This window comes from Winogradskyella schleiferi (assembly GCF_013394655.1).
Taxonomy (GTDB): Bacteria; Bacteroidota; Bacteroidia; order Flavobacteriales; family Flavobacteriaceae; genus Winogradskyella; species Winogradskyella schleiferi.
The window spans coordinates 1591171-1614445 of the sequence record NZ_CP053351.1 but is presented as its reverse complement, the minus strand read 5'-3'; the positions used below and the strand labels follow the sequence as shown (position 1 = coordinate 1614445).

General features: G+C 34.5%; 19 protein-coding genes, 1 tRNA gene and 1 pseudogene. 11 read left to right on the top strand and 10 right to left on the bottom strand.

Annotated features, from left to right (window positions below):
• Positions 1 to 2: 2 nt before the first annotated feature.
• The 3 genes and pseudogenes from HM990_RS06945 (at position 3) to HM990_RS06935 (ending at position 2784) form a co-directional block, all read left to right on the top strand.
• A pseudogene (locus HM990_RS06945) lies at positions 3 to 1456 on the top strand (phytoene desaturase family protein).
• A 25-nt stretch (positions 1457 to 1481) separates the two neighbouring features.
• Complete coding sequence (locus HM990_RS06940) at positions 1482 to 2321, top strand: phytoene/squalene synthase family protein (protein WP_178988234.1); 840 nt, start codon at positions 1482 to 1484, stop codon at positions 2319 to 2321.
• Positions 2322 to 2337: 16 nt separating this feature from the next.
• The gene (locus tag HM990_RS06935; protein ID WP_178988233.1) at positions 2338 to 2784 is read left to right on the top strand and encodes a sterol desaturase family protein; all 447 of its coding nucleotides are present in this window, start codon (positions 2338 to 2340) and stop codon (positions 2782 to 2784) included.
• A 25-nt stretch (positions 2785 to 2809) separates the two neighbouring features.
• Here the strand turns inward: HM990_RS06935 and HM990_RS06930 are convergent, their stop codons facing one another.
• The 5 genes from HM990_RS06930 to HM990_RS06910 all read right to left on the bottom strand — a co-directional run bounded on the left by HM990_RS06930 (position 2810) and on the right by HM990_RS06910 (position 7907).
• The gene (locus HM990_RS06930) at positions 2810 to 3388 is read right to left on the bottom strand and encodes a TlpA family protein disulfide reductase (RefSeq protein ID WP_178988232.1); all 579 of its coding nucleotides are present in this window, start codon (positions 3386 to 3388) and stop codon (positions 2810 to 2812) included.
• 72 nt (positions 3389 to 3460) lie between these two features.
• Complete coding sequence (locus HM990_RS06925; protein ID WP_178988231.1) at positions 3461 to 4339, bottom strand: anti-sigma factor; 879 nt, start codon at positions 4337 to 4339, stop codon at positions 3461 to 3463.
• 70 nt (positions 4340 to 4409) lie between these two features.
• Positions 4410 to 5081: a Crp/Fnr family transcriptional regulator gene (locus HM990_RS06920; RefSeq protein WP_178988230.1), complete on the bottom strand. Its 672-nt coding sequence runs from the start codon at positions 5079 to 5081 to the stop codon at positions 4410 to 4412.
• Positions 5082 to 5198: 117 nt separating this feature from the next.
• Positions 5199 to 7469 carry an aconitate hydratase gene (locus HM990_RS06915; protein ID WP_178988229.1) on the bottom strand — a complete coding sequence of 757 codons (2271 nt, stop codon included), beginning with the start codon at positions 7467 to 7469 and terminating at the stop codon, positions 5199 to 5201.
• A gap of 362 nt (positions 7470 to 7831) precedes the next feature.
• A tRNA-His gene (locus HM990_RS06910) sits at positions 7832 to 7907 on the bottom strand.
• Positions 7908 to 8278: 371 nt separating this feature from the next.
• Here HM990_RS06910 and HM990_RS06905 point away from each other — a divergent pair.
• Together HM990_RS06905 and HM990_RS06900 are read left to right on the top strand one after the other, a co-directional pair.
• Entirely contained in the window at positions 8279 to 8866 is a 588-nt protein-coding gene (locus HM990_RS06905; RefSeq protein ID WP_178988228.1) for a hypothetical protein, read from the top strand.
• 159 nt (positions 8867 to 9025) lie between these two features.
• Positions 9026 to 10171, top strand: a complete 1146-nt coding sequence (locus tag HM990_RS06900) for a DUF3800 domain-containing protein (RefSeq protein ID WP_178988227.1) — start codon at positions 9026 to 9028, stop codon at positions 10169 to 10171.
• A 105-nt stretch (positions 10172 to 10276) separates the two neighbouring features.
• Here HM990_RS06900 and bshB1 read toward each other — a convergent pair whose 3' ends face one another.
• The gene (bshB1, locus tag HM990_RS06895; RefSeq protein WP_178988226.1) at positions 10277 to 10999 is read right to left on the bottom strand and encodes a bacillithiol biosynthesis deacetylase BshB1; all 723 of its coding nucleotides are present in this window, start codon (positions 10997 to 10999) and stop codon (positions 10277 to 10279) included.
• 561 nt (positions 11000 to 11560) lie between these two features.
• Here bshB1 and HM990_RS06890 point away from each other — a divergent pair.
• Genes HM990_RS06890 through HM990_RS06880 form a run of 3 tightly spaced genes read left to right on the top strand, consistent with a single transcriptional unit; the run spans position 11561 to position 15818 of the window.
• Positions 11561 to 13399 (top strand): SLC13 family permease, encoded by a 1839-nt coding sequence (locus HM990_RS06890; protein WP_178988225.1) that lies wholly within the window; start codon positions 11561 to 11563, stop codon positions 13397 to 13399.
• A 57-nt stretch (positions 13400 to 13456) separates the two neighbouring features.
• Positions 13457 to 15067, top strand: a complete 1611-nt coding sequence (gene pckA, locus HM990_RS06885) for a phosphoenolpyruvate carboxykinase (ATP) (RefSeq protein WP_229719404.1) — start codon at positions 13457 to 13459, stop codon at positions 15065 to 15067.
• Positions 15068 to 15125: 58 nt separating this feature from the next.
• Positions 15126 to 15818 (top strand): DUF2490 domain-containing protein, encoded by a 693-nt coding sequence (locus HM990_RS06880; RefSeq protein ID WP_178988223.1) that lies wholly within the window; start codon positions 15126 to 15128, stop codon positions 15816 to 15818.
• Here the strand turns inward: HM990_RS06880 and HM990_RS06875 are convergent.
• The 4 genes from HM990_RS06875 to HM990_RS06860 form a co-directional block, all read right to left on the bottom strand.
• Positions 15811 to 16962 (bottom strand): trans-sulfuration enzyme family protein, encoded by a 1152-nt coding sequence (locus HM990_RS06875; RefSeq protein ID WP_178988222.1) that lies wholly within the window; start codon positions 16960 to 16962, stop codon positions 15811 to 15813. The genes HM990_RS06880 and HM990_RS06875 overlap by 8 nt on opposite strands.
• A gap of 93 nt (positions 16963 to 17055) precedes the next feature.
• Complete coding sequence (gene ccsA / locus HM990_RS06870; RefSeq protein ID WP_178988221.1) at positions 17056 to 20250, bottom strand: cytochrome c biogenesis protein CcsA; 3195 nt, start codon at positions 20248 to 20250, stop codon at positions 17056 to 17058.
• 103 nt (positions 20251 to 20353) lie between these two features.
• A complete protein-coding gene (gene mscL, locus HM990_RS06865) occupies positions 20354 to 20803 on the bottom strand; it encodes a large conductance mechanosensitive channel protein MscL (protein ID WP_178988220.1) in 450 nt (149 codons plus the stop codon).
• Between the two features lie 53 nt (positions 20804 to 20856).
• Entirely contained in the window at positions 20857 to 21246 is a 390-nt protein-coding gene (locus HM990_RS06860) for a group III truncated hemoglobin (protein WP_178991883.1), read from the bottom strand.
• A 69-nt stretch (positions 21247 to 21315) separates the two neighbouring features.
• On the opposite strand from HM990_RS06860, the gene HM990_RS06855 reads away from it, so the two are divergent.
• The 3 genes from HM990_RS06855 to HM990_RS06845 all read left to right on the top strand — a co-directional run bounded on the left by HM990_RS06855 (position 21316) and on the right by HM990_RS06845 (position 23271).
• The gene (locus HM990_RS06855; protein WP_178988219.1) at positions 21316 to 22116 is read left to right on the top strand and encodes a Rossmann-like and DUF2520 domain-containing protein; all 801 of its coding nucleotides are present in this window, start codon (positions 21316 to 21318) and stop codon (positions 22114 to 22116) included.
• A gap of 11 nt (positions 22117 to 22127) precedes the next feature.
• On the top strand, positions 22128 to 22661 hold the full coding sequence (locus tag HM990_RS06850; protein WP_178988218.1) for a KdsC family phosphatase: 534 nt from the start codon (positions 22128 to 22130) through the stop codon (positions 22659 to 22661).
• Positions 22662 to 22761: 100 nt separating this feature from the next.
• A complete protein-coding gene (locus tag HM990_RS06845; RefSeq protein WP_178988217.1) occupies positions 22762 to 23271 on the top strand; it encodes a hypothetical protein in 510 nt (169 codons plus the stop codon).
• The last annotated feature ends 4 nt before the right edge of the window (positions 23272 to 23275 follow it).

Sequence of the window (23275 nt, the reverse complement as noted above, 5' to 3'; positions counted from 1 at the left end):
CAATGCATAAAACAATTTCCATAATAGGTTCAGGCTTCTCAGCATTATCGGCTTCATGCTATCTAGCGCAAGCGGGTTACGAGGTTCTATTTTCGAAAAAAATGCCACTGTAGGCGGAAGAGCCAGACAACTTATCAAAGATGGCTTCACTTTTGATATGGGACCAAGTTGGTATTGGATGCCAGATATTTTTGAAAAATTCTTCAATGATTTTGGGAAAAGCACAAGTGACTATTATCAGCTTGATAAATTAAGTCCAGCTTATAAGATTTTTTTTTCAGACGATGTTATAACTATTGGCGATCACATGGATAAAATATGTGAAGAGTTTGAGCGTATAGAATCAGGAAGTTCCAAACCACTACGTAAATTTATAGCCAAAGCACAAGATCATTATGATATCGCTATAAACAAAGTGGTTTTAAAACCTGGTCTTTCGCCTTTTGAATTAGTGACAATGGAAACCATCACCAGATTAGATCGTTTTTATAAAACTATAAGTTCTGACGTTCGTAAAAATTTCAAAAACCCAAAGCTTGTTTCAACCTTAGAATTTCCAGTACTTTTTTTAGGCGCCAAGCCAAATGAAACGCCATCGTTTTACAGTTTTATGAATTTTGCAGACTTTGGTTTAGGAACTTGGCATCCTAAAGGCGGTATGTACGAGATTGTTAAGGCCATGAAAAATTTGGCTGAAAGCTTAGGCGTTTCAATCTATACCAATAGCAATGTTGAAAAAATAAATGTAGAAAACCAAACCGCTAAAAGCATTATAGTGAATGGTAAAATTATCCATTCTGATATAATCATAAGCGGAGCAGATTATCATCATTCCGAAACACTTTTGGATAAGGATTACCGACAGTACAGTGAAAAATTTTGGGAAAGCCGGACTTTCGCTCCTTCTTCCCTACTCTTTTATGTTGGTTTTGATCAGAAATTAAAAAATGTTGAACACCACAACTTATTTTTTGATACGAATTTTGAAGCGCATGCCGAAGACATATATGATCATCCAAAATGGCCTGAAAATCCACTTTTTTATGTTAACTTTCCTTCGGTAACAGATCAAAGTATGGCTCCTGAAGGTTGTGAGACTGCTTTTTTTCTTATTCCAATCGCACCAGGATTAGACGACACACTTGAATTACGTCAGCAATATTTCGATATTATTATAAATAGATTCGAGAAGAGAACCGAACAAAAGGTCCGTGAACATATCCTTTTTAAAGAATCCTACTGTGTTAAGGATTTTGTTGAAGATTACAATTCCTACAAAGGAAATGCATACGGCATGGCAAATACATTAATGCAAACCGCCTTTTTAAGACCCAAGTTAAAAAGCAAAAAAGTGAATCAACTTTATTTCACTGGGCAGTTAACTGTTCCTGGACCTGGAGTTCCGCCAGCCTTAATCTCAGGAAAACTAGTTGCTGAACTGGTTCAAAAAAATTAAAATTAATGGCTAAGAAATTATAAATATGAAATCAATTTTCGACAACGTATCCCGAGAATGTAGTAAGGCAGTTACCAACGCTTACAGTACCTCATTCTCTCTAGCTACCAAAATGCTATCCGACAGCATTAGACAAGATATTTACAATATTTATGGTTTTGTAAGATTTGCCGATGAAATCGTGGATACATTCCATGATTATGATAAAAAAAAGCTTTTCAATAATTTTGAAAATGACCTTGAAGCTGCATTAGAAGATAAGATAAGTTTAAATCCTATTTTAAATGCTTTTCAAGACACCTACCACAATTATGGGATCGATAAGCATTTAGTAGATTCATTTATGAACAGTATGCGTTTGGATCTTCACAAAACAGATTATCTGACTGAACAAGAATATAAAGCCTATATTTATGGCTCTGCGGACGTTGTTGGACTTATGTGCCTCAAGGTTTTTGTAAAAGGCGATAATGAGAAATATGAAGATTTAAAAGATTCTGCGATGAGTTTGGGGTCCGCTTTTCAGAAAGTCAATTTCTTGCGCGATTTAAAAGCGGACTTTGAAGACCTTAGTCGAACTTATTTTCCGAATACGGATTTAAATCAATTAGACGAAAAATCGAAAAAAGCCATTATAGACGATATTGAAGCCGATTTCGAAAAAGGATTGCATGGTATCAAACGCTTACCTATTGAAGCTAAATTTGGGGTTTTTATGGCCTATCGCTATTATAGCAAATTATTGGACAAGCTTAAAAGGACACCTGCCTTGCAAATTAAATCGACTAGAATCAGGGTTCCTAATTACAGAAAAATAGAGTTATTAACTCGCAGTTATGTGAAATATCAATTAAATTTACTATAAAAAACAAAGCACTATTATGCAAACCATATTTTGGATATTGATCTTTTTTGGCACCTTCTTTATCATGGAATTTAACGCCTGGTTTACTCATAAATATATTATGCATGGGTTTTTGTGGAGCTTACACAAAGATCATCATCATAAAGACCACGATAGTTGGTTTGAACGTAATGATGCGTTCTTTATTTTTTACGCCGTTGTTAGTATGACCTGTTTCTATCTTTGGGGATACGAAAATATTTGGTACACCTTACCTATCGGTCTCGGTATTTTAGCTTATGGCATGGCTTATTTTGTGGTTCATGATATATTTATACATCAACGCTTCAAATGGCTACGGAATATAGATAACAAATACGCAAGAGGATTGAGACGTGCTCACAAAATTCATCATAAACACTTGGGAAAAGACAAAGGAGAAAACTTTGGGATGCTTATTGTACCTTTTAAATATTTTAAATAGTAAAGGTGCAATACTGTGTATCTGTTTATTCGGAAAGTAAATTATCTAATTGCTGTCTGACTTTCATACTGTTCCAGTCCACAGCACCAGATTCGTCAACCACAATTTTACCTTCTTTATTTATAATAAAAGTTCGGGGAATAGAACTTGTTACTAATTCACTTGGCGTTTTGGATATGGGTTTAAAAACTTCAAAATTAAATCCTCTTTTAGTTTTAAATTTCTCAACGGTTTCAAAACCATCTTTGGTGACAAAAAGAAATACGACTTTATCATTATAGTCGTTGTACAATTCCTGAAGACTGGGCATTTCAGCAATACAAGGAGGACACCATGTTGCCCAAAAATTAATAAACACCACTTTTCCTTTGGAATCTTCAAATTTTAAAATCGTATCATCCCTATCCGATTTTAATTTCCAATCTGCATAACTTACAGATTTTCTATCTTCTAAATCGATTAGTGATGATTGATTCACATAACTCAAGCCTTTATGCAACCCTATTTGAATAGTTCGCCTAGTTTGAGGAAAAAACAAGGCCACTATCATCACAATAATAATGATATTGAATATTATCTTTCTATTCTTGTTCGGTTTGCTCATTGATACAGATATTAAAGAAGCGCAACACCAAAATTAGTATTACGCTTCAAATCTTACAAATATAAACTCCTATTAATTTCTTGTTACCGAACCTGAAATTGTTGCAACTGGTCCCGTTCCCATGGAAATCGCCGTATGTACCATTGCATTTCCAGGTACCTCATGTGCTAATGGTTTTAAAGTAAAGGGCATTGGACTATTATCAGGACTTGGTTCCACTGATATCACAATCGTCGCTCCTCTTAAGTCGGTTGGAAACGTCATTCCTGCCGGCGCATTTTGTAAATAATCTTCTCCAGGATATTCAGGACCATTTCCTGCATCACCTTTAAAAATAGAAGTTGAGGCATTCTCGTCTGCGGATGCTGGATCGATAAATGTTCCTGTACTAATTGGAGTTCCATTCAAAACTGCCCATCCTTCATATTTCCAACCGTCAGTTAAGGTTGGTAAATTTAAACCTGTCATTGGAGTTCCACTAGTATTGTCCAAAAACCAAACACCACTATCTTCGTTGGTATCATCGGCATCTGTAGGTGTTGCCAAAATATAGGTTCCAGATGCAGCGCTAAAGTTGCCAACAATACCGTTTGAATTTACTGTCGCCGAAGTTCCTGAAAAATCACCAGCTAAAATTTTTGTTGCAGCTGGCGCAGGATCAGTATCTACAGCTGGTTCAATAGATAACACAAACGTAGTGGCATCATTTAATTGTGTTGTATTTACTGAAAAAGTTTGTGGAAAATCCACACTACTAAATGTCCCAGTTGATACTGGAGACCCATCTACAATAATCCATCCTTCATAAACAAAATCATTACCCAAAGCCTCTAAACCATCAAGATTAAGGATTAAATTTGAATTTGTAGGACTACTATTGTCATCATCACTACTGCATGAAGTGGCAAAAATTACCAATGCCAAAACTGCTAAAATCATTTTTTTCATCATTGCTTTTAATTTTAAAATTATATTTCAAAATTATAGCTTATCAATTTTAAAAAATGTTAGCTAGCTAACATTAAGCCGATGATTTTAAGATTCTTATCTCTTTTCTGTTAAAATCTAAGTAATTTTCTTCTTTAAGTTCGTTAAGAAGAATATTTATAGTTGGTCTTGAAGTGCCAATCAATGAAGCAATATCTTTTTGAGTAAATGGATGTTTTATAATATGATCTCCAGTTTTATCACAGTCATAACCGTAATCTGTACAAAGTTCATCTAAAAATTCGATGAGGCGTGTTTTGGTATCTTTAAATAATAGCAATTGTAATCTGCGTTCCAACTTTTTAAACTTAAACCCGATAAATTTATAAACTTTGAGACTAAAAGTTTGATTATTACGCATTAAATCGTGCATAGTATCTACACTAATCGGACAAATGGAAGTTGAATTATCTATAGATTGCGCAAACTCATCACGCTTTTCGTCTCCTAAAATAGCTTTTTCGCCAAATAATTCTCCTTTTGATAAAATTGCTTTTACAATTTCATTCCCATCTTCACTGTAATAGCCAATTTTGACTTTTCCTTTTTCTATTAAATAAACTTTATTTGCCGAGTCTGCTTCAAAATATATATAGTCCTTCTTTTTGTAAGCACAGAAAACATGCTCCTTTTTATAAGCCTTAAACTTATGCGGACATAGAACCTTAAAAAGATTCACGTCATCAAAGAACCACAGTGACTGCATTGGGAAGTGTTTTTGTAAATTCTTTAATAGGTCGTAACAAATTTAGAGAACTTACAAAATGAACACAAAAAAAGCCCTTGATTTCTCAAAGGCCTAATTTATATATTAAAAAATGTACTATGCTTTATTTTGCTTCTTAATTAAATTTAATGCAGAACCTTCATTATACCAATCAATTTGTGCTTGGTTATATGTATGGTTTAACGCGATAGTATCTTTGCTACCATCTGCGTGCACTACTTCAACATGTAATGGTTTGTCTGGAGCAAATTCGTTTAAATCCGTAAAGTTGAAAGTATCATCTTCTTGAATCAAATCATAATCTGCTTCATTATCGAAGGTTAAACCTAACATCCCTTGTTTTTTAAGGTTGGTTTCGTGAATACGTGCAAAAGACTTTACAATCACAGCCACAACACCTAAATGTCTTGGTTCCATCGCAGCATGCTCTCTTGACGATCCTTCACCATAATTATGGTCACCAACTACAATAGATGGTATGCCTTCAGCTTTATAAGCTCTCGCTGTATCTGGTACGCCCCCAAACTCACCTGTCAATTGATTTTTAACAAAATTGGTCTTTTTACCAAACGCATTAACAGCACCAATTAAACAGTTATTAGAAATATTATCTAAATGTCCTCTAAAACGTAACCAAGGTCCAGCCATAGAAATATGGTCGGTTGTACATTTTCCATAAGCTTTGATTAACAACTTCGCGCCTTTAATTTCGTTTCCGATAGGTTCAAAAGGGGTTAATAATTGCAAACGTTCTGAATCTGCACTAACCGTAACTTCTAAGCCGCTACCATCAGCAACAGGTGCTAAATAACCATTATCCTTAACCTCAAAACCTTTTGGAGGCAATTCCCATCCTGTTGGTTCCTCGAACATCACTTCTTCTCCATTTTCATTTATCAGCTTATCCGTTAATGGATTAAAATCCAAACGACCAGCAATGGCAATAGCAGCTGTAATCTCTGGTGAGGCAACAAAAGCGTGTGTGTTTGGATTTCCATCTGCACGTTTTGCAAAGTTTCTGTTAAAAGAGTGTACAATACTATTCTTAGGCGCATTTTTAGGATCACTATATCTAGCCCATTGACCTATACAAGGTCCACAAGCGTTTGTGAATATTTTAGCATCCAATTTTTCAAAGATTCCTAAAATACCATCTCTATCTGCTGTAAATCTTACTTGTTCAGAACCAGGATTGATACCCAATTCAGACTTCATCTTTAGACCTTTATCCAAAGCTTGTTGTGCAATCGAAGACGCTCTTGACAAATCTTCATAAGATGAATTGGTACAAGAACCAATTAATCCCCATTCTACTTGAATTGGCCAATCGTTAGACTTAGCTTTCTCTGTCATTGCAGATCCAACTTCCGTTGATAAATCTGGCGTAAAAGGGCCGTTCAATAAAGGTCCTAATTCAGAAAGATTGATTTCAATAACCTGATCAAAATATTGTTCAGGGTTGGCATAAACCTCTTCATCTGCAGTTAAGTATTCTCTTATATTATTAGCTGCTTCCGCAACGTCAGCTCTATCTGTAGCTTTTAAGTAACGCTCCATGGAATCGTCATAACCAAAAGTAGAAGTGGTAGCACCAATTTCGGCACCCATATTACAAATGGTTCCTTTTCCTGTACAAGACATAGATGTCGCTCCAGGACCAAAATATTCTACAATAGCTCCCGTTCCGCCTTTTACGGTCAAAATTTCAGCGACTTTCAAAATCACGTCTTTTGGTGCAGTCCAACCAGATAATGTACCTGTTAATTTCACCCCAATTAATTTCGGGAATTTAAGTTCCCAAGCCATTCCTGCCATAACATCTACGGCATCTGCTCCACCTACTCCAATGGCTACCATTCCTAATCCACCAGCATTAACGGTATGTGAATCCGTACCGATCATCATACCTCCTGGAAACGCATAATTTTCCAAAACCACTTGATGTATAATTCCAGCACCAGGCTTCCAAAACCCGATACCATATTTATTAGACACTGATTCCAAGAAATCAAACACCTCACTACTTGTGCTGTTAGCGTGCTTTAAATCTGTTGCAGCACCATCTTTAGCTTGAATTAAGTGATCACAATGCACCGTTGTTGGAACAGCCACTTTTGGCTTACCAGCTTGCATAAATTGCAACAATGCCATTTGCGCGGTTGCATCTTGACATGCCACACGGTCTGGTGCAAAATCTACATAATCCTTTCCTCTCGTAAAAGCTTTATTAGGTTTTCCGTCCCATAAATGAGCGTATAATATTTTTTCCGAAAGTGTTAATGGTTTACCTACAATTTCTCGAGCAGCATCAACGTGCTCTGTCATGTTAGCGTAAACCTTTTTTATCATATCAATGTCAAAAGCCATATAGAATATTTAAGGTTGATTATTATTTTTAAGCGACACAAATTTACGAATTATAAAGTGTATTTTAAAATATGTAATAAAATTGGATTTTCACTGATTATAAATCATAATTAAATACAAAACAATAGGATTTATTAGATTATTAACAGAAAAACCCAAGGATAAATACTAATTTAACAATTTGTCTTATTTAGAATAAGTATGAATTTACCCAATACGACTATAGTATAGTCTAATAATAGAAACATTATGATTTTAAATTATATCATTTTTTAGGAGGTAAGTAACCTTAAACACTAGATTTTTCCTAAACATTATTCGCACAAAAAAAGCCCTTCATTTCTGAAAGGCTTACTACTTTTGGGTGGAAGACCGGGTTCGAACCGGCGACTTTTGGTACCACAAACCAACGCTCTAACCAGCTGAGCTACAACCACCATTTTAAATTGGATTGCAAAGATATATTAATTCCTATTTTCTACAAACAGTTTTTGATATTATTTCAAGTGAACTAATGAATCTACCGCAATAAAGCGTTCAACTGTATAAACCTCAGCGTCTTTCAGACAAGAAAGCGATAAATTATAAACGATAGTTATCAAAGTCGACCACTAGCAAATGAATCCTAAACCTTATAAAATTCGTCGACTTAGAGTTTACAAGAAGCTCTTTGGATAAAGCTATAAAAAAATTATCTTTACGGGATAACCGTAACACTAATCTTACTATAACCTGATATATTTACGGGATATAAGTAATAAAAGTTACTATATAACCAGTTGTAAAACATTTATCACGAACCATTTAAAATGAATCGAAACAATAGATTTAAGAATTTATTTCCAAATATCCTTTTGGGAATAGCTCTTATTGGATTTGTAATTTTATGGTTATCAATAGGTGGAAGAAATTCATACCAAGCAAAGTCAAGAGATATTTACAGTTTATATACTTTAGCAATTGGAATTGGATTAATAATGCCTTACTTGATTTATTTATTTGGATTTAAATCAAAACCTATGAATAAACTCAAGCGCAATAAAAAAGATTCAAATAAAACTGGAATTTATAATACCAGAATCCTTCAAAGCAAAAGGAGAAAAAAAAGATTTGAAATATTTGTCTTGAATGAATCAAATGACAATTTAATTGTAAATCGGAATTCTGAACTAGAAAATAAACAATGGCACATTTTTCAAATGAAACCAAATGAATCTATTTTCTTTAGTAACGGAATCATTTTTGACATTGATGACAACAATAATTTAGAAATAGAAGATTTTAGGAATCAAATCATCGGATTGGGAGAAGACTATTTTAAAAAATATGAAGTGCCTGATTATGTTGATTGGGCATTTATAATAGCTGAACCGAATAAAGGAGATACAGCTGAATAAAAAAACGTTTTACAACAACGTGTATAATTAATTGCTTTGGCAAGTGCTTATTTGGAAAATTCCTTCGGAATTTTCTCGCGTTCGTTTTTGTTTACTAAATTAGTTGCTGAAACACGCAACTAACCATACACAAACACGTTAGCCCACATTTGAGAAACAATGAAGAAAGTAATAGCATTTGCAGACGAATTTGGAAATAATTCTTTTGATTTTGAAAATCAAGGAAGTCATTTCATCATTGCAAGTGTTATAATGAATCAAGACGAATTGAATGAAATACAAATTCAACTTGAGGAAATTAGAAAACGATTCTTTCAAACAGGAGAAATAAAATCCAGCAAAGTAAAGCATAATCATAATCGCAGAATTCTCATTTTAAGAGAACTTAAAAAAGTTAATTTTTCTGTTTATGCTGTGGTAATAGATAAACGAAAACTATATGGAGAAGGATTTAAATACAAACAGTCTTTTTACAAATATTTAAACGGAATTCTTTACAAAGAACTTTATCGAACTTTTCCACAATTGGAATTGAAAGTTGATGAACACGGTGGAAATGATTTTATGCGTAGTTTCAAAAAATACGTTGAGAAAAATCATATCAGAAATTTATTTGCAGGTTCTGATTTCCATATTCAAAAAAGCCATAATGATTTAGGAGTTCAATTAGCTGATATGATGGCTGGAACTTTAGGCTACATATTTGACGAACTCAAAAAATCTGATAAATCATCCGAGTTTGCCGAATTAATTAATGACAAACTAATTAGCTTAAATCAATTTCCGAAAGAATATAAATCCGAGGAATTTAGTGAAAAGGAAACGTTTAGTGAATACGATGATACAATCGCAACACTTGGATTGAATAGAGCATTTGACTTTATTGATAAAACAACTGGCAATACACCTGACAATCGTGATAGAATAAACTTTCTTAAACTTTTATTATTATATCATCAATCTAATCATCCTCGTAAATTCACTACGTCTGCCGAATTTGTTCGCCATTTAAGTGTAAATAGACATAAACCATTGAGTAAAGAACAATTTAGTTCAAAGATTATTGGTCATTTAAGAGATAAAGGAATTTTGATTGCAAGTAGTAGAGATGGTTATAAAATTCCAACTTCTGCAAGTGATATGAAGAAATATATCAATCACGGAAAGAGTATTGTATTACCAGTTTTGCGTAGAATTGAGGAATGTAGAAACGCAATTTTACTTGCGACTACAAACGAATACGATATTTTGGACGACCCAGAATATCAGAAATTAAAAGAATTGATAGAAAAAAACGTGGGCTAACATCCGAATAAAACAAATAGAATTTAATACTTCGAAACTGTTAAATTGATGACTAACAAGCTAAACGACAAACCCTCTTAAACTGTCACTAAATTCCAATCCCACTCATTTCAAATCAAATAAGCTATCCACAGCAGGATAACGTTCAACGGTATAGCCCTCAGCATGTTCTACGCCAATTAAACGTCCTAAATTCCGAGCCCTATAGTCTACACTATCCGTAAAATTCTTACTGGAAATAGGCGTTTCAGGCTCTTTACTATCCGGATCAAAAAATTGGGTTTTATAAGCCAGTACAGATGCTACTTTTTTATCCATAAAACCAGAGACATCCACCACCACATCTGGTGCAATATCTTTCCATTGTATATAATGGTAAATCGCTTTTGGTCGCCAAGGCTCTTGTGGTTGATTTTCGTCCTTATAAATGGTTTCAATTTTTTTTAAACCACTTAAGAAACACGCATCACTAACCAACTGACTTCCTCTAGAATGATCAATATGCCTATCATCAATGGCATTACAAATAATGATTTCTGGTTGGTAATAGCGAATCATTTTAATCACTTCCAGTTGATGCGCTTTATCATTTTGAAAGAAGCCATCCGCAAACCGCATATTGATTCGAGAATGAATGCCTAGAATTTTAGCCGCATTGAAAGCCTCCTCGTCTCTTGTTTCAGCGGTGCCTCTTGTTCCTAATTCGCCTCGAGTTAAATCGACAATTCCTACTTTCTTGCCTTTAGACACTTCTTTTGCCAAAGTTGCGCCACAGCTTAATTCTACATCATCCGGATGTGACCCAAATGCTACAATATCTAATTTCATTTGTATATTTTTATTATTACATGATAAAATATATTTTACTCTCATTTTTCGTCCCGTTAGGGACTTTATATGGGTAAAAACTTGTATCGCACTTCCTAAAGTGTGCCTTTAGGTACACCATATGCAATACCTAAAGGCATTATTGCTAAAAAACCCTGGTTTTTTACCCATATTTTGTCCATAAATGGACAATCAACAATTCTAAAAAAAAGTTAAAAACCTCACTTTAAAGTTAAATTGGGATAAGAATCTTTTATCCTGTTATTATTGTTTTAAAAGGTACAGTGACATTTGTAACCCCTTTTTTGCTTCAAATACCATATTATGATTACAGTTTTATCGGTTTTAAACGCCACTCGAATGCCAAAAATATTAAAAAGAAGATAGATAATCGCCTTAATTTTAATTCGCAATCGGTTTCGTTTACAGATTTCAGGATTTTGTAAGCTTAAAACTACTACAAATTGAAAAATTCTCAATTCAACCAAAGTATGACTTTCGTCATAAATATTGCTTCCAATTGACTATATCTTTACACTATAATTTAAACACTAACACACTATGGGCTTAATGATAGCCATTCTTATTATTACCATCTCCTTATTCATTTGGGGAAAATTCACACCAGATATTATTGCACTTATTTCTATGTTGAGTCTTTTTATCTTCGGGATATTGACCTTAACCGAGACGTTAAGTGGATTTAGCAACCCAACAGTAATTATGATTGCCGCTCTATTCATAATAGGAGAAGGCTTATCACAAACAGGTTGGACGGCATTGGCAGGTGAAAAATTCATAAAAATGGCTGGTAAAAGTAAAGTGAAGCTTTTATTAATTACCACACTAGGTTCTGGTTTACTTTCTGGAGTCGTTAGTAATACAGGAACAGTCGCCACTTTGATGCCTGTAACCATCGCATCTGCTTGGAGCATTGGCACCTTGCCTTCAAAATTATTAATGCCTGTGGCTTTTGGTTCTAATACTGGTGGATTATTAACCTTAACAGGAACACCACCAAATATCATTGTCAATAATACCATGTTAGAAAGTGGGTTAGAAGGTTTTTCATTCTTTGAATTTGGACTGATTGGCTTACCGCTTTTGATATTGGCACTACTCTATTTTAGATTTATAGGTTACCGATTATTACCAAGTAACAAAACCAATAATAAACCTGTTAATATTAGTACCACGCTTCACCAATGGATTGAAGCTTATAAAGTAGATAACGAATATTACAGGCTAAGAGTACGTTCTGTCTCTCCATTTTTAAATACTAAAATAGGCGATTGGAATTTTGAAAGTGAACATGGTATTACCATACTTCGTATAAAACGAAGACATCCCAATCGTTTAAAAGGTAAAGATCCGTTTATTGAATTACCAACCAACGATACCGAATTTTTATATCATGATATCATTACGGTTAAAGGTACTACTGAAGCCATTAACGCTTTGATGATAAAATTTAGACTAGGGCTTTTACCGCTAGATCCTATTGCAAATGAATTGAGGGATAATCTTATCAATCAAGAAGTTGGTATGACGGAAGTTTTGGTAACGCCACAATCTGCTTGGGTAGGTAGAAAAATTAAATCTAGTCATTTCTTGGATCGCTACAATGTTCAATTAATGGCAGCTTCTCGTAATTCTAAACCTTTAGAGGGACCTGAAATTACGGTTAAAGCAGGTGATTCTTTTTTAATTCGAGGCGCATGGAGTGCTATTGACGAATTAAAAGCGCATTACGAACATTTAGTGATTTGTGGTAGTCCTGAAGGTATGGCAAAAACAGTGACCGATCTAACTTACAAATCTTATATCGCTTTATTCTCATTAGTATTGATGATTGTCTTATTGGTATTCAAGGTTGTTCCTGGAGCCATCGCAGCATTAATTGCAGCAGGTATCATTTTAATAACAGGATGCGTGCCAATGACGAAAGCTTATAAAGGTATAAGCTGGATAAGCGTAGTAATGATTGCCGCAATGATACCAATGGGAGTAGCCCTTCAAAAAACAGGAACAGCAGAGTTGATTGCCAATGGTCTCGTGGATACATTAGGAAGTTTACATCCTATAGTACTTCTTGGAGGTGTATTTCTACTTACTACAACATTTAGTCAAGTGATTAATAATTCTGCAACCGCAGTATTAATGGCACCTATCGTAATTATTGCCGCCAATGCTTTGAATATTTCAGCTGCACCGTTTATGATTGTAGTTGCTATTAGTGCCTCAACCGCATTCTTAACACCTGTTGGTACAACTACCAATGCAATGGTAATGACAGCTGGTGGTTATAAATTTATGGATTACCTGAAAGTGGGCGCACCATTGCTCCTGCTCTTTTTAATAACAACATTATTATTAGTGCCATTGATATGGCCATTTTAAATCGAAAGTCGAATTAAAAATTTTTAAATCATGGAAACTTTATTAAACAATTTAATTATGAAAACTAGAGACCTTACAAAGTACGGACTGAAAGACACTAAAGCACATTGGAACCTTTCTCCTGAAAAGTTGCAAGCTATTACTGTTGAAAAAGGAATGGGAAAAGAAACTGCTAACGGAACCTTAGCTATTAATACTGGTAAATTTACCGGACGTTCTCCTCAAGATCGTTTTATCGTAAAAGATGATTACACTGCGGATAAAGTGTGGTGGGGAAAAACCAACAAAGGTATTTCTCCTGAGAATTTTGACAAATTAGAATCTGAAATTGTAAACTACCTAAGCGGAAAAGAAATCTATGTTAGAGATGCTTACGTATGTGCAGACCCAGAATATAAAACCAATGTAAGAACCGTAACGCAATATCCTTGGTCTAACATGTTTACTTATAACATGTTCTTAAGATTAGAGGATTCTGAACTAGAGAATTTTGAAGAAGAGTGGTTGGTACTTTGCGCACCAGGTTATGAAGCTCCAGACCCAAAAGCTGTAGGTTTACGTCAAGGGAATTTTTCAATTCTTAATTTTACTAAGAAAATCGCCTTAGTAGGTGGATCTGCTTATACAGGTGAAATTAAAAAAGGGATATTTTCTTCTTTAAACTTTATACTTCCTGTTGAAAAAAATGTATTACCGATGCACTGTTCTGCCAATGTTGGTGAAGATGGAGATACTGCAATTTTCTTCGGATTATCTGGAACAGGTAAAACTACATTATCTGCAGATCCTAGTAGAAAATTAATAGGTGATGACGAACATGGATGGACCGCAGAAGACAGAATATTTAATTTTGAAGGCGGATGCTACGCTAAAGTAATTGATTTAACAGAAGAAAAAGAACCAGACATTTTTAGAGCTATTAAGCCAGGAGCTATTCTTGAGAATGTGGTATTTAAAGATAATGGCGAGGTAGATTATATGGACAGTAGCATTACGCAAAACACTCGTGTAAGTTACCCAATTTACCATATTGACAATATTCAACAACCGTCCTTTGCAGATAACCCTAAGAATATTTTCTTCTTAACCTGTGATGCTTTTGGCGTTTTGCCTCCAGTATCTAAGTTAACGCCAGGTCAAGCTGCCTACCACTTTATTTCTGGTTATACAGCCAAAGTCGCTGGTACGGAAGCAGGTATTACTGAGCCTGTGCCATCATTCTCTGCATGTTTCGGTGAGCCATTTATGCCATTGCATCCTACAAAATATGCTGAAATGTTAAGCAAAAAAATGCAGGAAGCAGGTGTTAATGTTTGGTTACTAAACACTGGCTGGAGTGGTGGACCTTACGGTGTTGGATCTCGCATAAAATTAAAATATACAAGAGCTATGATTACTGCTATTCTTAATGGTGATTTAGACAAAGTTGATTATGAACAACACCCAATATTCGGACTATTTATGCCAAAATATATTCCTAATGTTCCGACAGAAATATTAGACCCAATGAATACTTGGCTACAAAAAGGTGGCTATATAAGCAAGGCTATTCAATTAGCTCATTCATTCCATTTGAATTTTGAAAAATTTGCGAGTGAAGCTTCAGAGCAAATCATTGAAGGTGGTCCATTAATTGATGAGCATCATCACTTAAACGATCATGTTTAGTAATTCCATGACTGAAAAGAGCCCAGAAATGGGCTCTTTTTTTATTATAGCTTTAATTATGAAAAGTTCCCTATTCCTACTATTTTTTGTCTTCATAATTCAAAATCAAATAAGTGCTCAAAATACCGGAGAAAATAAATTCGGTTCTTGGTATGAAATTACGTCCTCTAACAGAATTAGTGCAAAACTCAGTTTAAGCGGTTCTTTTACCAATTGGGATTATGAATTACCTGTTAATAACGAACATTTACTTTTAGGTATTGTTGGTCTAAACTATCATTTTAATAAAAAAGTAGCTGTTGGTATAGGCTATGCATTCGGTGATATTGATTCTACTTTTGAAATAAATGACATACCACACACCATAGAAAATAGAATAATTGAACAACTAGCCATAAGCCACAAATTAAATACTATTGGTTTTTCGCACCGCTTTAGATTAGAGCAACGTTTTTTAGAATATCCATCAGATAATTTACTCAAACACAGAATACGCTATAGATTCAAGGTGAAAATCCCTTTAAGTAATACATTGTTTATTTCCACCTATGATGAAATTCATTTTCACTTAAACGAATTCGAATTTCAGCAAAACCGAGCGTATTTAGGCCTTGGGTTCAATCTTAACGAGAACATTAATTTTGATTTAGGCTATGCCAGACACTCTTTTAAGACCAAGAGCTTTAACCGATTATCTCTTCAATTAAATTTAAAATACGATTTTAGCAAAAAAAAAGATAAAGTTAATTAACATTTTCTATGGCCTGATTGATATCGCGTTTTAAATCTTTGATTTCTTCAATGCCAACCGAAAAACGAATCAATTGATTGCTAATCCCTACTTTATCACGTTCTTCTTGAGTTAATAATGAATGAGATGTTAAATGAGGTGAAAGCATCGTACTCTCTATTCCGGCCAAACTCATGGAAGATTTAATTAATTTCAATTGCTTTTGAAATTGTTGTGAATCAATATCGTCATTTAATTCAAAAGATAGCATAGCTCCATAACCGCTCATCTGGGATTTTGCTAATTTATGTTCAGGATGCGATTTTAGACCTGGATAATATACTTTGGAAACCTTAGGATGTTTTTCTAGCCATTTTGCTAATTTCATGGCATTCTTGGTTTGTGCCTTCACACGAAGTCCTAACGTTTTCATACTACGTTCAAGCATCCAAACGGTCATGTCGCTTAAGCTTCCACCTAGATTTTTCCCAACGTTCCAAATATTCTGAATGTGCGCTTCGGAACTCGCCACAGCACCAGCACAAATATCACTATGACCACCAAAATATTTTGTGGCGGAATGCATGACCATATCAATGCCTAAATCAATCGGTAATTGATTTACTGGCGATGCAAAAGTATTATCCATAGACGTTAAGATGCCTTTAGCTTTACCTAATTTAGCAATTGCCTTTATATCTGTAATGGTTAATAATGGATTCGAAGGGGTTTCAATATGAATTAATTTGGTGTTGGTTTGAATGGCAGTTTCAAAATCTTCAACTTTATAACCATTGGTAAAAGTATATTCTATGCCATACTTTGGAAATTCCTCTTTAATGAAATTAACCGTTCCACCATACAAGGTATTCTGAACCACCAAATGATCGCCTTGTTTTAAAAAAGCCAAAAACATCGTACTGATTGCTGCCATACCTGAACCAAAAATCATGGCTGCTTCTGTATGCTCCAAAGCCGCAATTTTCTTGGATAAATACTCTTGATTTGGTGTATTGAAATATCTAGGATAACGTTTTACATCTACATCTAAAAACTCATAAGACGAACTTAAATACATGGGCGAGACAGCACCTTTAAATTGTTCATCTTTTATTTCACCGACGTGCGTACATATCGTATTAAGTCCTAATTTATCTTTTGACATGGTCATAGTTTTGAAATGTTTGTAAACGAATGAGGTAAAGGAAATAATTATTAAACTGATCTTGACTAAAATTTAAAAGTCAACATGAGTTCGCTATTTCTTATAATACACCTTATATTTTCTATAAGATAAAAACCCTAGTATAGCCACAACACCTAAGGTAATAGCAATAAACTGAAAACTCAATATTTGATCGCCACTGGCGTAAGCGTGTAATCCTGATAAATAGAAATTGACTCCAAAATAAGTCATTAAAATACTCGCAAAGGCTAAAATTGACATTAAACTATAGAACCAGCGACTGCGTAATCCAGGTACCAATCGCATATGAATAACAAAAGCGTAGATCATAATACTTATTAGAGCCCAAGTTTCTTTTGGGTCCCAACCCCAATAACGTCCCCAACTTTCGTTTGCCCACATACCACCAAGGAAGTTACCTATAGTTAACATTACCAGACCAACTGTTAGTGCCATTTCGTTAATTATGGTTAGTTCTTTTATGTTAATTAGCATGCGTTCTTTGTTCTCTTTAGTTGTGAAGATCATAAGTAATAATGCGACGACGCCTAAAATCATTCCTATAGCAAAAGGGCCATAACTCGCCACAATTACCGAAACATGAATCATTAACCAATACCCTTGAAGAACCGGTTGAAGATTCGCTATTGCAGGATCCATCCAATTCCAGTGGGCTACCATTAGAATCATAGCGCATACAAATGCAGATGCCGCGACGGTAAGATTACTTTTTCTACCCAACAACAGTCCAAATAACATTACGGACCAGGCTACATAAATCATGGATTCGTAAGCATCACTCCATGGTGCATGACCAGATAAGTACCATCTCCAAATTAAACCAGCAACATGCAGTACAAACAACAGCACAATAACACCTATAAAAATGTTTATAGCAACCTTGAGACCTTTGCTTTTATATTTAAATATTTGAACAATAATTAAAATGAATAAAACCGTAGCCGCATACATGTACCAGCTATACAATCGCTTGAAAATGTCATAATCATTGTAAAGAATTTCAGATTTTATCTTTTCGTCCGATAGCATCACTTCACTACCTAATTTCTGCTGTGTTTTCTTAATGCCTGCCAATAAATTTTCGGCTTTAGAATAATCGCCTGTTTGCTTGGCATTATTTAAGGTGACCAAATACGCACTAAATCCATTATTTATAAAATTGGCGTAGAGTGAATCTTTTATTTTATCCCTATATCCTTGTTCCCGAAACTCCAAAGCCGAAATCCATTTATTGTTTTCATCGCCTGGTATTGGAAATATCTTATTGGAACGTCCTTCTATAGCATTATACAACAAATTAACTCTGGAATCTGCTTCCTTTACCTCCTTTTGAAAACCGTTAGGCACTTGCGCTTTGTAAGCTTCCTCTAAATAAGGCGCTAGTTTGTAGCGTCCATCAGGTGTGAAGTAATCTACTAATTTCGAATATTTTTGGTCATAATCGATTCCGATAATGGTTCTAATGGAATCCGCCTTTCTGGGTTTTAAATAGATGATTGGCACATTGTACCAAAGCATCGGACTTTCTTGTATAGACAGAAATACTTGATCGGCATTAAAATCTTCATAAGTATCTTTTTTGCTCAACTTACGAAGCATCTCAGATGAAAATGTATGCATCGGCATCATACGGCCACCATAATCCTGAACTACCATTTCCGAGAATTTCGCCGCATGTTCCTTTGGTGTAATATGAACGCTTAGAATAGAATCAATTTGTTCTTTACCTGTCTTTTTTGAATGATCGTGACCATCATCTTCTGTGTGTACTTGTGCAAAGCCAGAAAAACTGATGAGAAGCAAAATCATGGTCATCATTTGCGCTTTCTTTTCTTTCAATTTATTTAATCTACTTCGTATATCATCAAAACGTGTGTTTTTGGCAAAAAGAATGGCCATCAGGCCAAAATACAACAGCATATAGCCAGCATAGGTGATGTAAGTTCCCCAAAGGTCATGATTTACAGAGAGTACTGTTCCTTTTTCATCAGGATCGAAACTCGCTTGGAAAAAGCGATACCCTTTATGATCCAAAACATGGTTCATATAAATATGATAATCAAAATCGCCTTCTTCCTTATCCAAAACTGTCACTTTACTTTCGTAAGATGAATAGGCATTTTCTGTGCCTGGATATTTTTCAGCAATGAAATCGTTCAATTTAATTTGAAAAGGCAGCTCTAAAATTTTAGGACCATATTTCAATGCCATTTCCAACCCACCTATTTCAAATTCCTCATATCGACTATTAATGCCTGGACCACCTAAAACACCTATTTCCTTTGTCTCTCCATTCGCTGATACTTCTAAAATAAGTCCATCTTCATCGCCTTTTAACAACTGAGATTTTTTTACAATTCCAAAATCCCCTTTTATTATTGGCTTAGGTAATACAAATTGCATATTACCAATAATATAACGTGACCTAAGAATCAAAGGTTGTAAACTATCTTTAACCAATTTTCCTGTAGTACCTGTTGCCATGGTCATATATTCACCTTCGTAAGGCGAATTGATAAAAAGCCCATCGTCAGTTTCGGAAATATTAATGGCACCTTCTTGAAACTTATTTAACGAAACCAGAACATTATGTAGGTTGGCTACTTTTCCTTCTTCCAAAAAATGATTATGTGGTGCACCTTGACCAGCTTCAACAATCTTTAAATAGCGTTTACCATCTTCACTCGGAATAATATCTTTTTCAGCACCTTTAATCAATTCCTTAAGCTTAACAGTAACTTCCGTTTTACCATAATCAAAGGTTTTATCGAATTCATTATCCAATCTTGGGGAAAAATCAACTTCTTCTTCAATCCTACGCTGCTGTAATTGACCGTTTATTTCAAAATCGCCAACTATGCGTCCGCTTATATAGGCTTTTCTAGAGAAAAACTCACTTTCAGTCTCCCCTTCCCTAATCGGCATCATGCCTTCATAACCAACATAGCGTGTTATAAATGCTCCTAAAAGAATAAAAATGAAAGATAAATGTAGAATTAGCGTCGCCCACTTTTCCTTTTTATGCAATCGATACCTAAAAATATTACCTACAAAATTGATAACAAAAAATACCATTATGGTCTCAAACCACCAGGCATTATAAATCAAAGTTCTGGTGTATGGCGTTGGAGACGTCTCCATGTTTCGATCTAAAATTGTACCAACTGCCATGGCAACGGCAAAGGCAATAAATAAAAATGCAGTAAGTCTTGTAGAGAATAGGAAATTAGCGATTTTCTTTTGCATAGCTATAGGCTTTTTTAAGCTCGCGCAAAGATATGGTTTTTAAACGATTTAGAGGTAGGATTCAACGTTTCAAAAGGTGTTAAAATTCTATTAATTCAGCCTACTAATTCCCTGAATTTGACTTCAACATTTTATTTTGCTCTTGCATCAGTTCTTTCAAATCTGCCAATAGTTGAATATCCTTTGGTGTTACTACCGTTTTGTCTTTTGTATCTTGAGCTCGCGTTCGAAGTCGGTTCATGAATTTCACAATAATAAAAACGGTAAAACCTATGATTAAGAAATCTAATAATACCTCAGATAATTTCCCGTAAGCTATAGCAACTTCTTCTGTAATTATGGTTCCTGAACCATCTGCCACAGCATCTCTTAAAATCCATTTCTTTTCATCAAAATTAACGCCATCGGTCAATAAGGATAATGGTGGCAGCAGCACTTGTTTTGCCAGCACATCTATCACCTTATTAAATGCTGCACCAATAATAATACCGACAGCCATATCCATCATATTACCTTTAACCGCAAACTCTTTAAATTCCTTAAGCAAACCCATCTTTATGACTATTTAAGATTAAGGCGCAAATTTAAGAAGAAGCTTGTTAAAGATTATGCTTTTCTTGCGGCAAAAATATTCATATACATAAATGTGCCCATTTTTCGTGCTCTGCGTTTGGCGTTTTCGGCATAATCACCTTCAAATAATTCGTCTATGGTCTGAAACCATAAATTGAGCCATAAGCCAAAATGTAATTCAGTAATGCTATGGTTAAAAGCTTTATCAACTTTGATATGCGCTTCTAATGGATTGCCGAAAAATTTTGTTTTTAAAAACAAACTGGACTCCCAAAACGTCGTTAGATGCTGAAGATGCGTATCCCAATCTCTTATGGTTTCGTTAAAAAACGGCCCTAATTTTTCGTCTTTTCTTACTTTTTCGTAGAATTTGGAAACCAACAGGAATATATCTTCTCTGGTTTTAATGTCTTTTTTGTTCATCATTACAAAGTTATCTTATTAATCCAATTCGTGTGATTCTAAAATAAGAAATCTTAGTATTTTTACAGCATGATATCAGTTATAATTCTTGGTGCTGGTAATGTTGCCACACATCTTTATAAAGCATTTTCAAAGTCTGACACCGTTTTGGTTAAACAATGGTATAACCGAACGCGTGCTTCCATTTCTTCCTATGCCAATGCAGTTGCCGTTACAGATAAATTGAACGAATTAAAGGAAGCCGACATTTATATTTTGGCAGTTAGTGACGATAGTATTTCACAATTATCGTCCGATTTACCGTTTTCAAATCGCCTAATCGTTCATACTTCTGGAAGTGTTGCCATGCACGATTTGGACAAAAAAAACAAAATTGGTGTTTTTTATCCTTTACAGACGTTTTCCAAAGCTGCAGACATCGATTTTACAGAAGTCCCAATTTGTGTTGAAGTCTATGAAAAAGAAAACCTTCAAATTTTGAAAGATTTGGCAAAAGCTGTGGATTGCAAACCGCATAAAATTACCACCGAACAACGGCAAACGCTTCATTTAGCGGCTGTTTTCGTCAATAATTTCACGAATCAACTCTATAGAATCGGACATGAAATTTGCGAAACCAAAAACATAGAGTTTGAAATCTTACATCCTTTAATCGAAGAAACAGCTAAGAAAATTCAGAACATGTCGCCATATATGGCTCAAACAGGTCCTGCAAAACGCAACGACAAAAAAACCATAAAACGGCAGTTGAAACTGATTGAAAAGGACGAACATGAAACCATTTACAAATTGCTGACCTCTTCTATTAAAAAGACGCATAATGTTTCAAACTTTCGACCAAGAAAAGGAAAAACCAAACCAATTAAATAACAAAACAACCAATGAACGACGACAAAAGTTACAAAGAATACTTAGCAGACATTACTACCTTTATTTTTGATGTTGATGGCGTACTTACCGACGGTACAATTTCCGTAACCACGGACGGCGAAATGTTAAGAACCATGAATATCAAAGATGGATTCGCACTAAAAACTGCTATTGATGCTGGATTTAATCTTTGTATAATTTCTGGTGGTTCTAACGAAGGTGTCCGAAAACGTTTGGCTGGATTGGGTATTAAGGATATTTTTTTAGGTGCACATAATAAAATTGAACAGCTTAACAGTTACTTAAACCAACACAATATTTCAAAATCCCAAGTGTTGTATATGGGAGACGATATTCCAGATTTTCCTGTGATGAAATTGGTCGGTTTACCTTGTTGCCCTCAAGATGCTGTTCCAGAAATTAAAGCGATTTCAAAATATGTATCGCATAAAAATGGTGGAAAAGGTGCGGTAAGGGATGTCATTGAACAAGTGTTGAAAGTACAAGGGAAATGGAATGGTAATTATGGTGCTAAGTATGACTGATACTGAGTTTTCAGTCACAGCCTACCCGTACCAAAAAGACACGTTCGGGCGGGTCTCAGTCTCAGTCTCAGTCTCAGTCTCAGTTTACAGTTAATATCAAATGGGTAAAGAAGAATACAAAATAAGATGTAAGGTATTTAGAGATAATGCCAGAATCTTATTTGATTTCTTAATTAAAGACTATGGCTATTATCTAAAACATGAAAGCAATAAATCAAATTCAGGTTCAATAATTTCAGAGACACTTTTATATACGAATGAAAAACGTAAAAGAATAATAAAAATTTCAAATAGTTTTCATCCTAATGACAATGGATTCGAATTGATAATTGTTGACACAAGCAAAAAGACAAAACATATTTTAAAGAAAAAATTAGTTTTTAATGTTCCTAAGAATATGCAAGTTTCAGAACAACATCATTTGAACCAAATCTCAACAGATTTTAGAAAAAACCATTCGAAAATTATTTCAGGCAAGAAGTTTTATGATGATGCTTTTGAATATACTACGGTCAAGCAAAATAAACATCGCATTTCTACTTTAAAAACAATTTTACTATGGCTTTTAATGGTAATAATCATAATTTTAATGGAAAGATATTTTCAATAATACA

What these genes read in the sequence shown, in the direction of transcription:
- HM990_RS06940 (WP_178988234.1), top strand. Translation starts at nt 1,482, where the DNA reads ATGAAATCAATTTTCGACAACGTATCCCGAGAATGTAGTAAGGCAGTT.
- HM990_RS06935 (WP_178988233.1), top strand. Translation starts at nt 2,338, where the DNA reads ATGCAAACCATATTTTGGATATTGATCTTTTTTGGCACCTTCTTTATC.
- HM990_RS06930 (WP_178988232.1), bottom strand. Translation starts at nt 3,388, where the DNA reads ATGAGCAAACCGAACAAGAATAGAAAGATAATATTCAATATCATTATT.
- HM990_RS06925 (WP_178988231.1), bottom strand. Translation starts at nt 4,339, where the DNA reads ATGATGAAAAAAATGATTTTAGCAGTTTTGGCATTGGTAATTTTTGCC.
- HM990_RS06920 (WP_178988230.1), bottom strand. Translation starts at nt 5,081, where the DNA reads ATGCAGTCACTGTGGTTCTTTGATGACGTGAATCTTTTTAAGGTTCTA.
- HM990_RS06915 (WP_178988229.1), bottom strand. Translation starts at nt 7,469, where the DNA reads ATGGCTTTTGACATTGATATGATAAAAAAGGTTTACGCTAACATGACA.
- HM990_RS06905 (WP_178988228.1), top strand. Translation starts at nt 8,279, where the DNA reads ATGAATCGAAACAATAGATTTAAGAATTTATTTCCAAATATCCTTTTG.
- HM990_RS06900 (WP_178988227.1), top strand. Translation starts at nt 9,026, where the DNA reads ATGAAGAAAGTAATAGCATTTGCAGACGAATTTGGAAATAATTCTTTT.
- bshB1 (WP_178988226.1), bottom strand. Translation starts at nt 10,999, where the DNA reads ATGAAATTAGATATTGTAGCATTTGGGTCACATCCGGATGATGTAGAA.
- HM990_RS06890 (WP_178988225.1), top strand. Translation starts at nt 11,561, where the DNA reads ATGGGCTTAATGATAGCCATTCTTATTATTACCATCTCCTTATTCATT.
- pckA (WP_229719404.1), top strand. Translation starts at nt 13,457, where the DNA reads ATGAAAACTAGAGACCTTACAAAGTACGGACTGAAAGACACTAAAGCA.
- HM990_RS06880 (WP_178988223.1), top strand. Translation starts at nt 15,126, where the DNA reads ATGAAAAGTTCCCTATTCCTACTATTTTTTGTCTTCATAATTCAAAAT.
- HM990_RS06875 (WP_178988222.1), bottom strand. Translation starts at nt 16,962, where the DNA reads ATGTCAAAAGATAAATTAGGACTTAATACGATATGTACGCACGTCGGT.
- ccsA (WP_178988221.1), bottom strand. Translation starts at nt 20,250, where the DNA reads ATGCAAAAGAAAATCGCTAATTTCCTATTCTCTACAAGACTTACTGCA.
- mscL (WP_178988220.1), bottom strand. Translation starts at nt 20,803, where the DNA reads ATGGGTTTGCTTAAGGAATTTAAAGAGTTTGCGGTTAAAGGTAATATG.
- HM990_RS06860 (WP_178991883.1), bottom strand. Translation starts at nt 21,246, where the DNA reads ATGAACAAAAAAGACATTAAAACCAGAGAAGATATATTCCTGTTGGTT.
- HM990_RS06855 (WP_178988219.1), top strand. Translation starts at nt 21,316, where the DNA reads ATGATATCAGTTATAATTCTTGGTGCTGGTAATGTTGCCACACATCTT.
- HM990_RS06850 (WP_178988218.1), top strand. Translation starts at nt 22,128, where the DNA reads ATGAACGACGACAAAAGTTACAAAGAATACTTAGCAGACATTACTACC.
- HM990_RS06845 (WP_178988217.1), top strand. Translation starts at nt 22,762, where the DNA reads ATGGGTAAAGAAGAATACAAAATAAGATGTAAGGTATTTAGAGATAAT.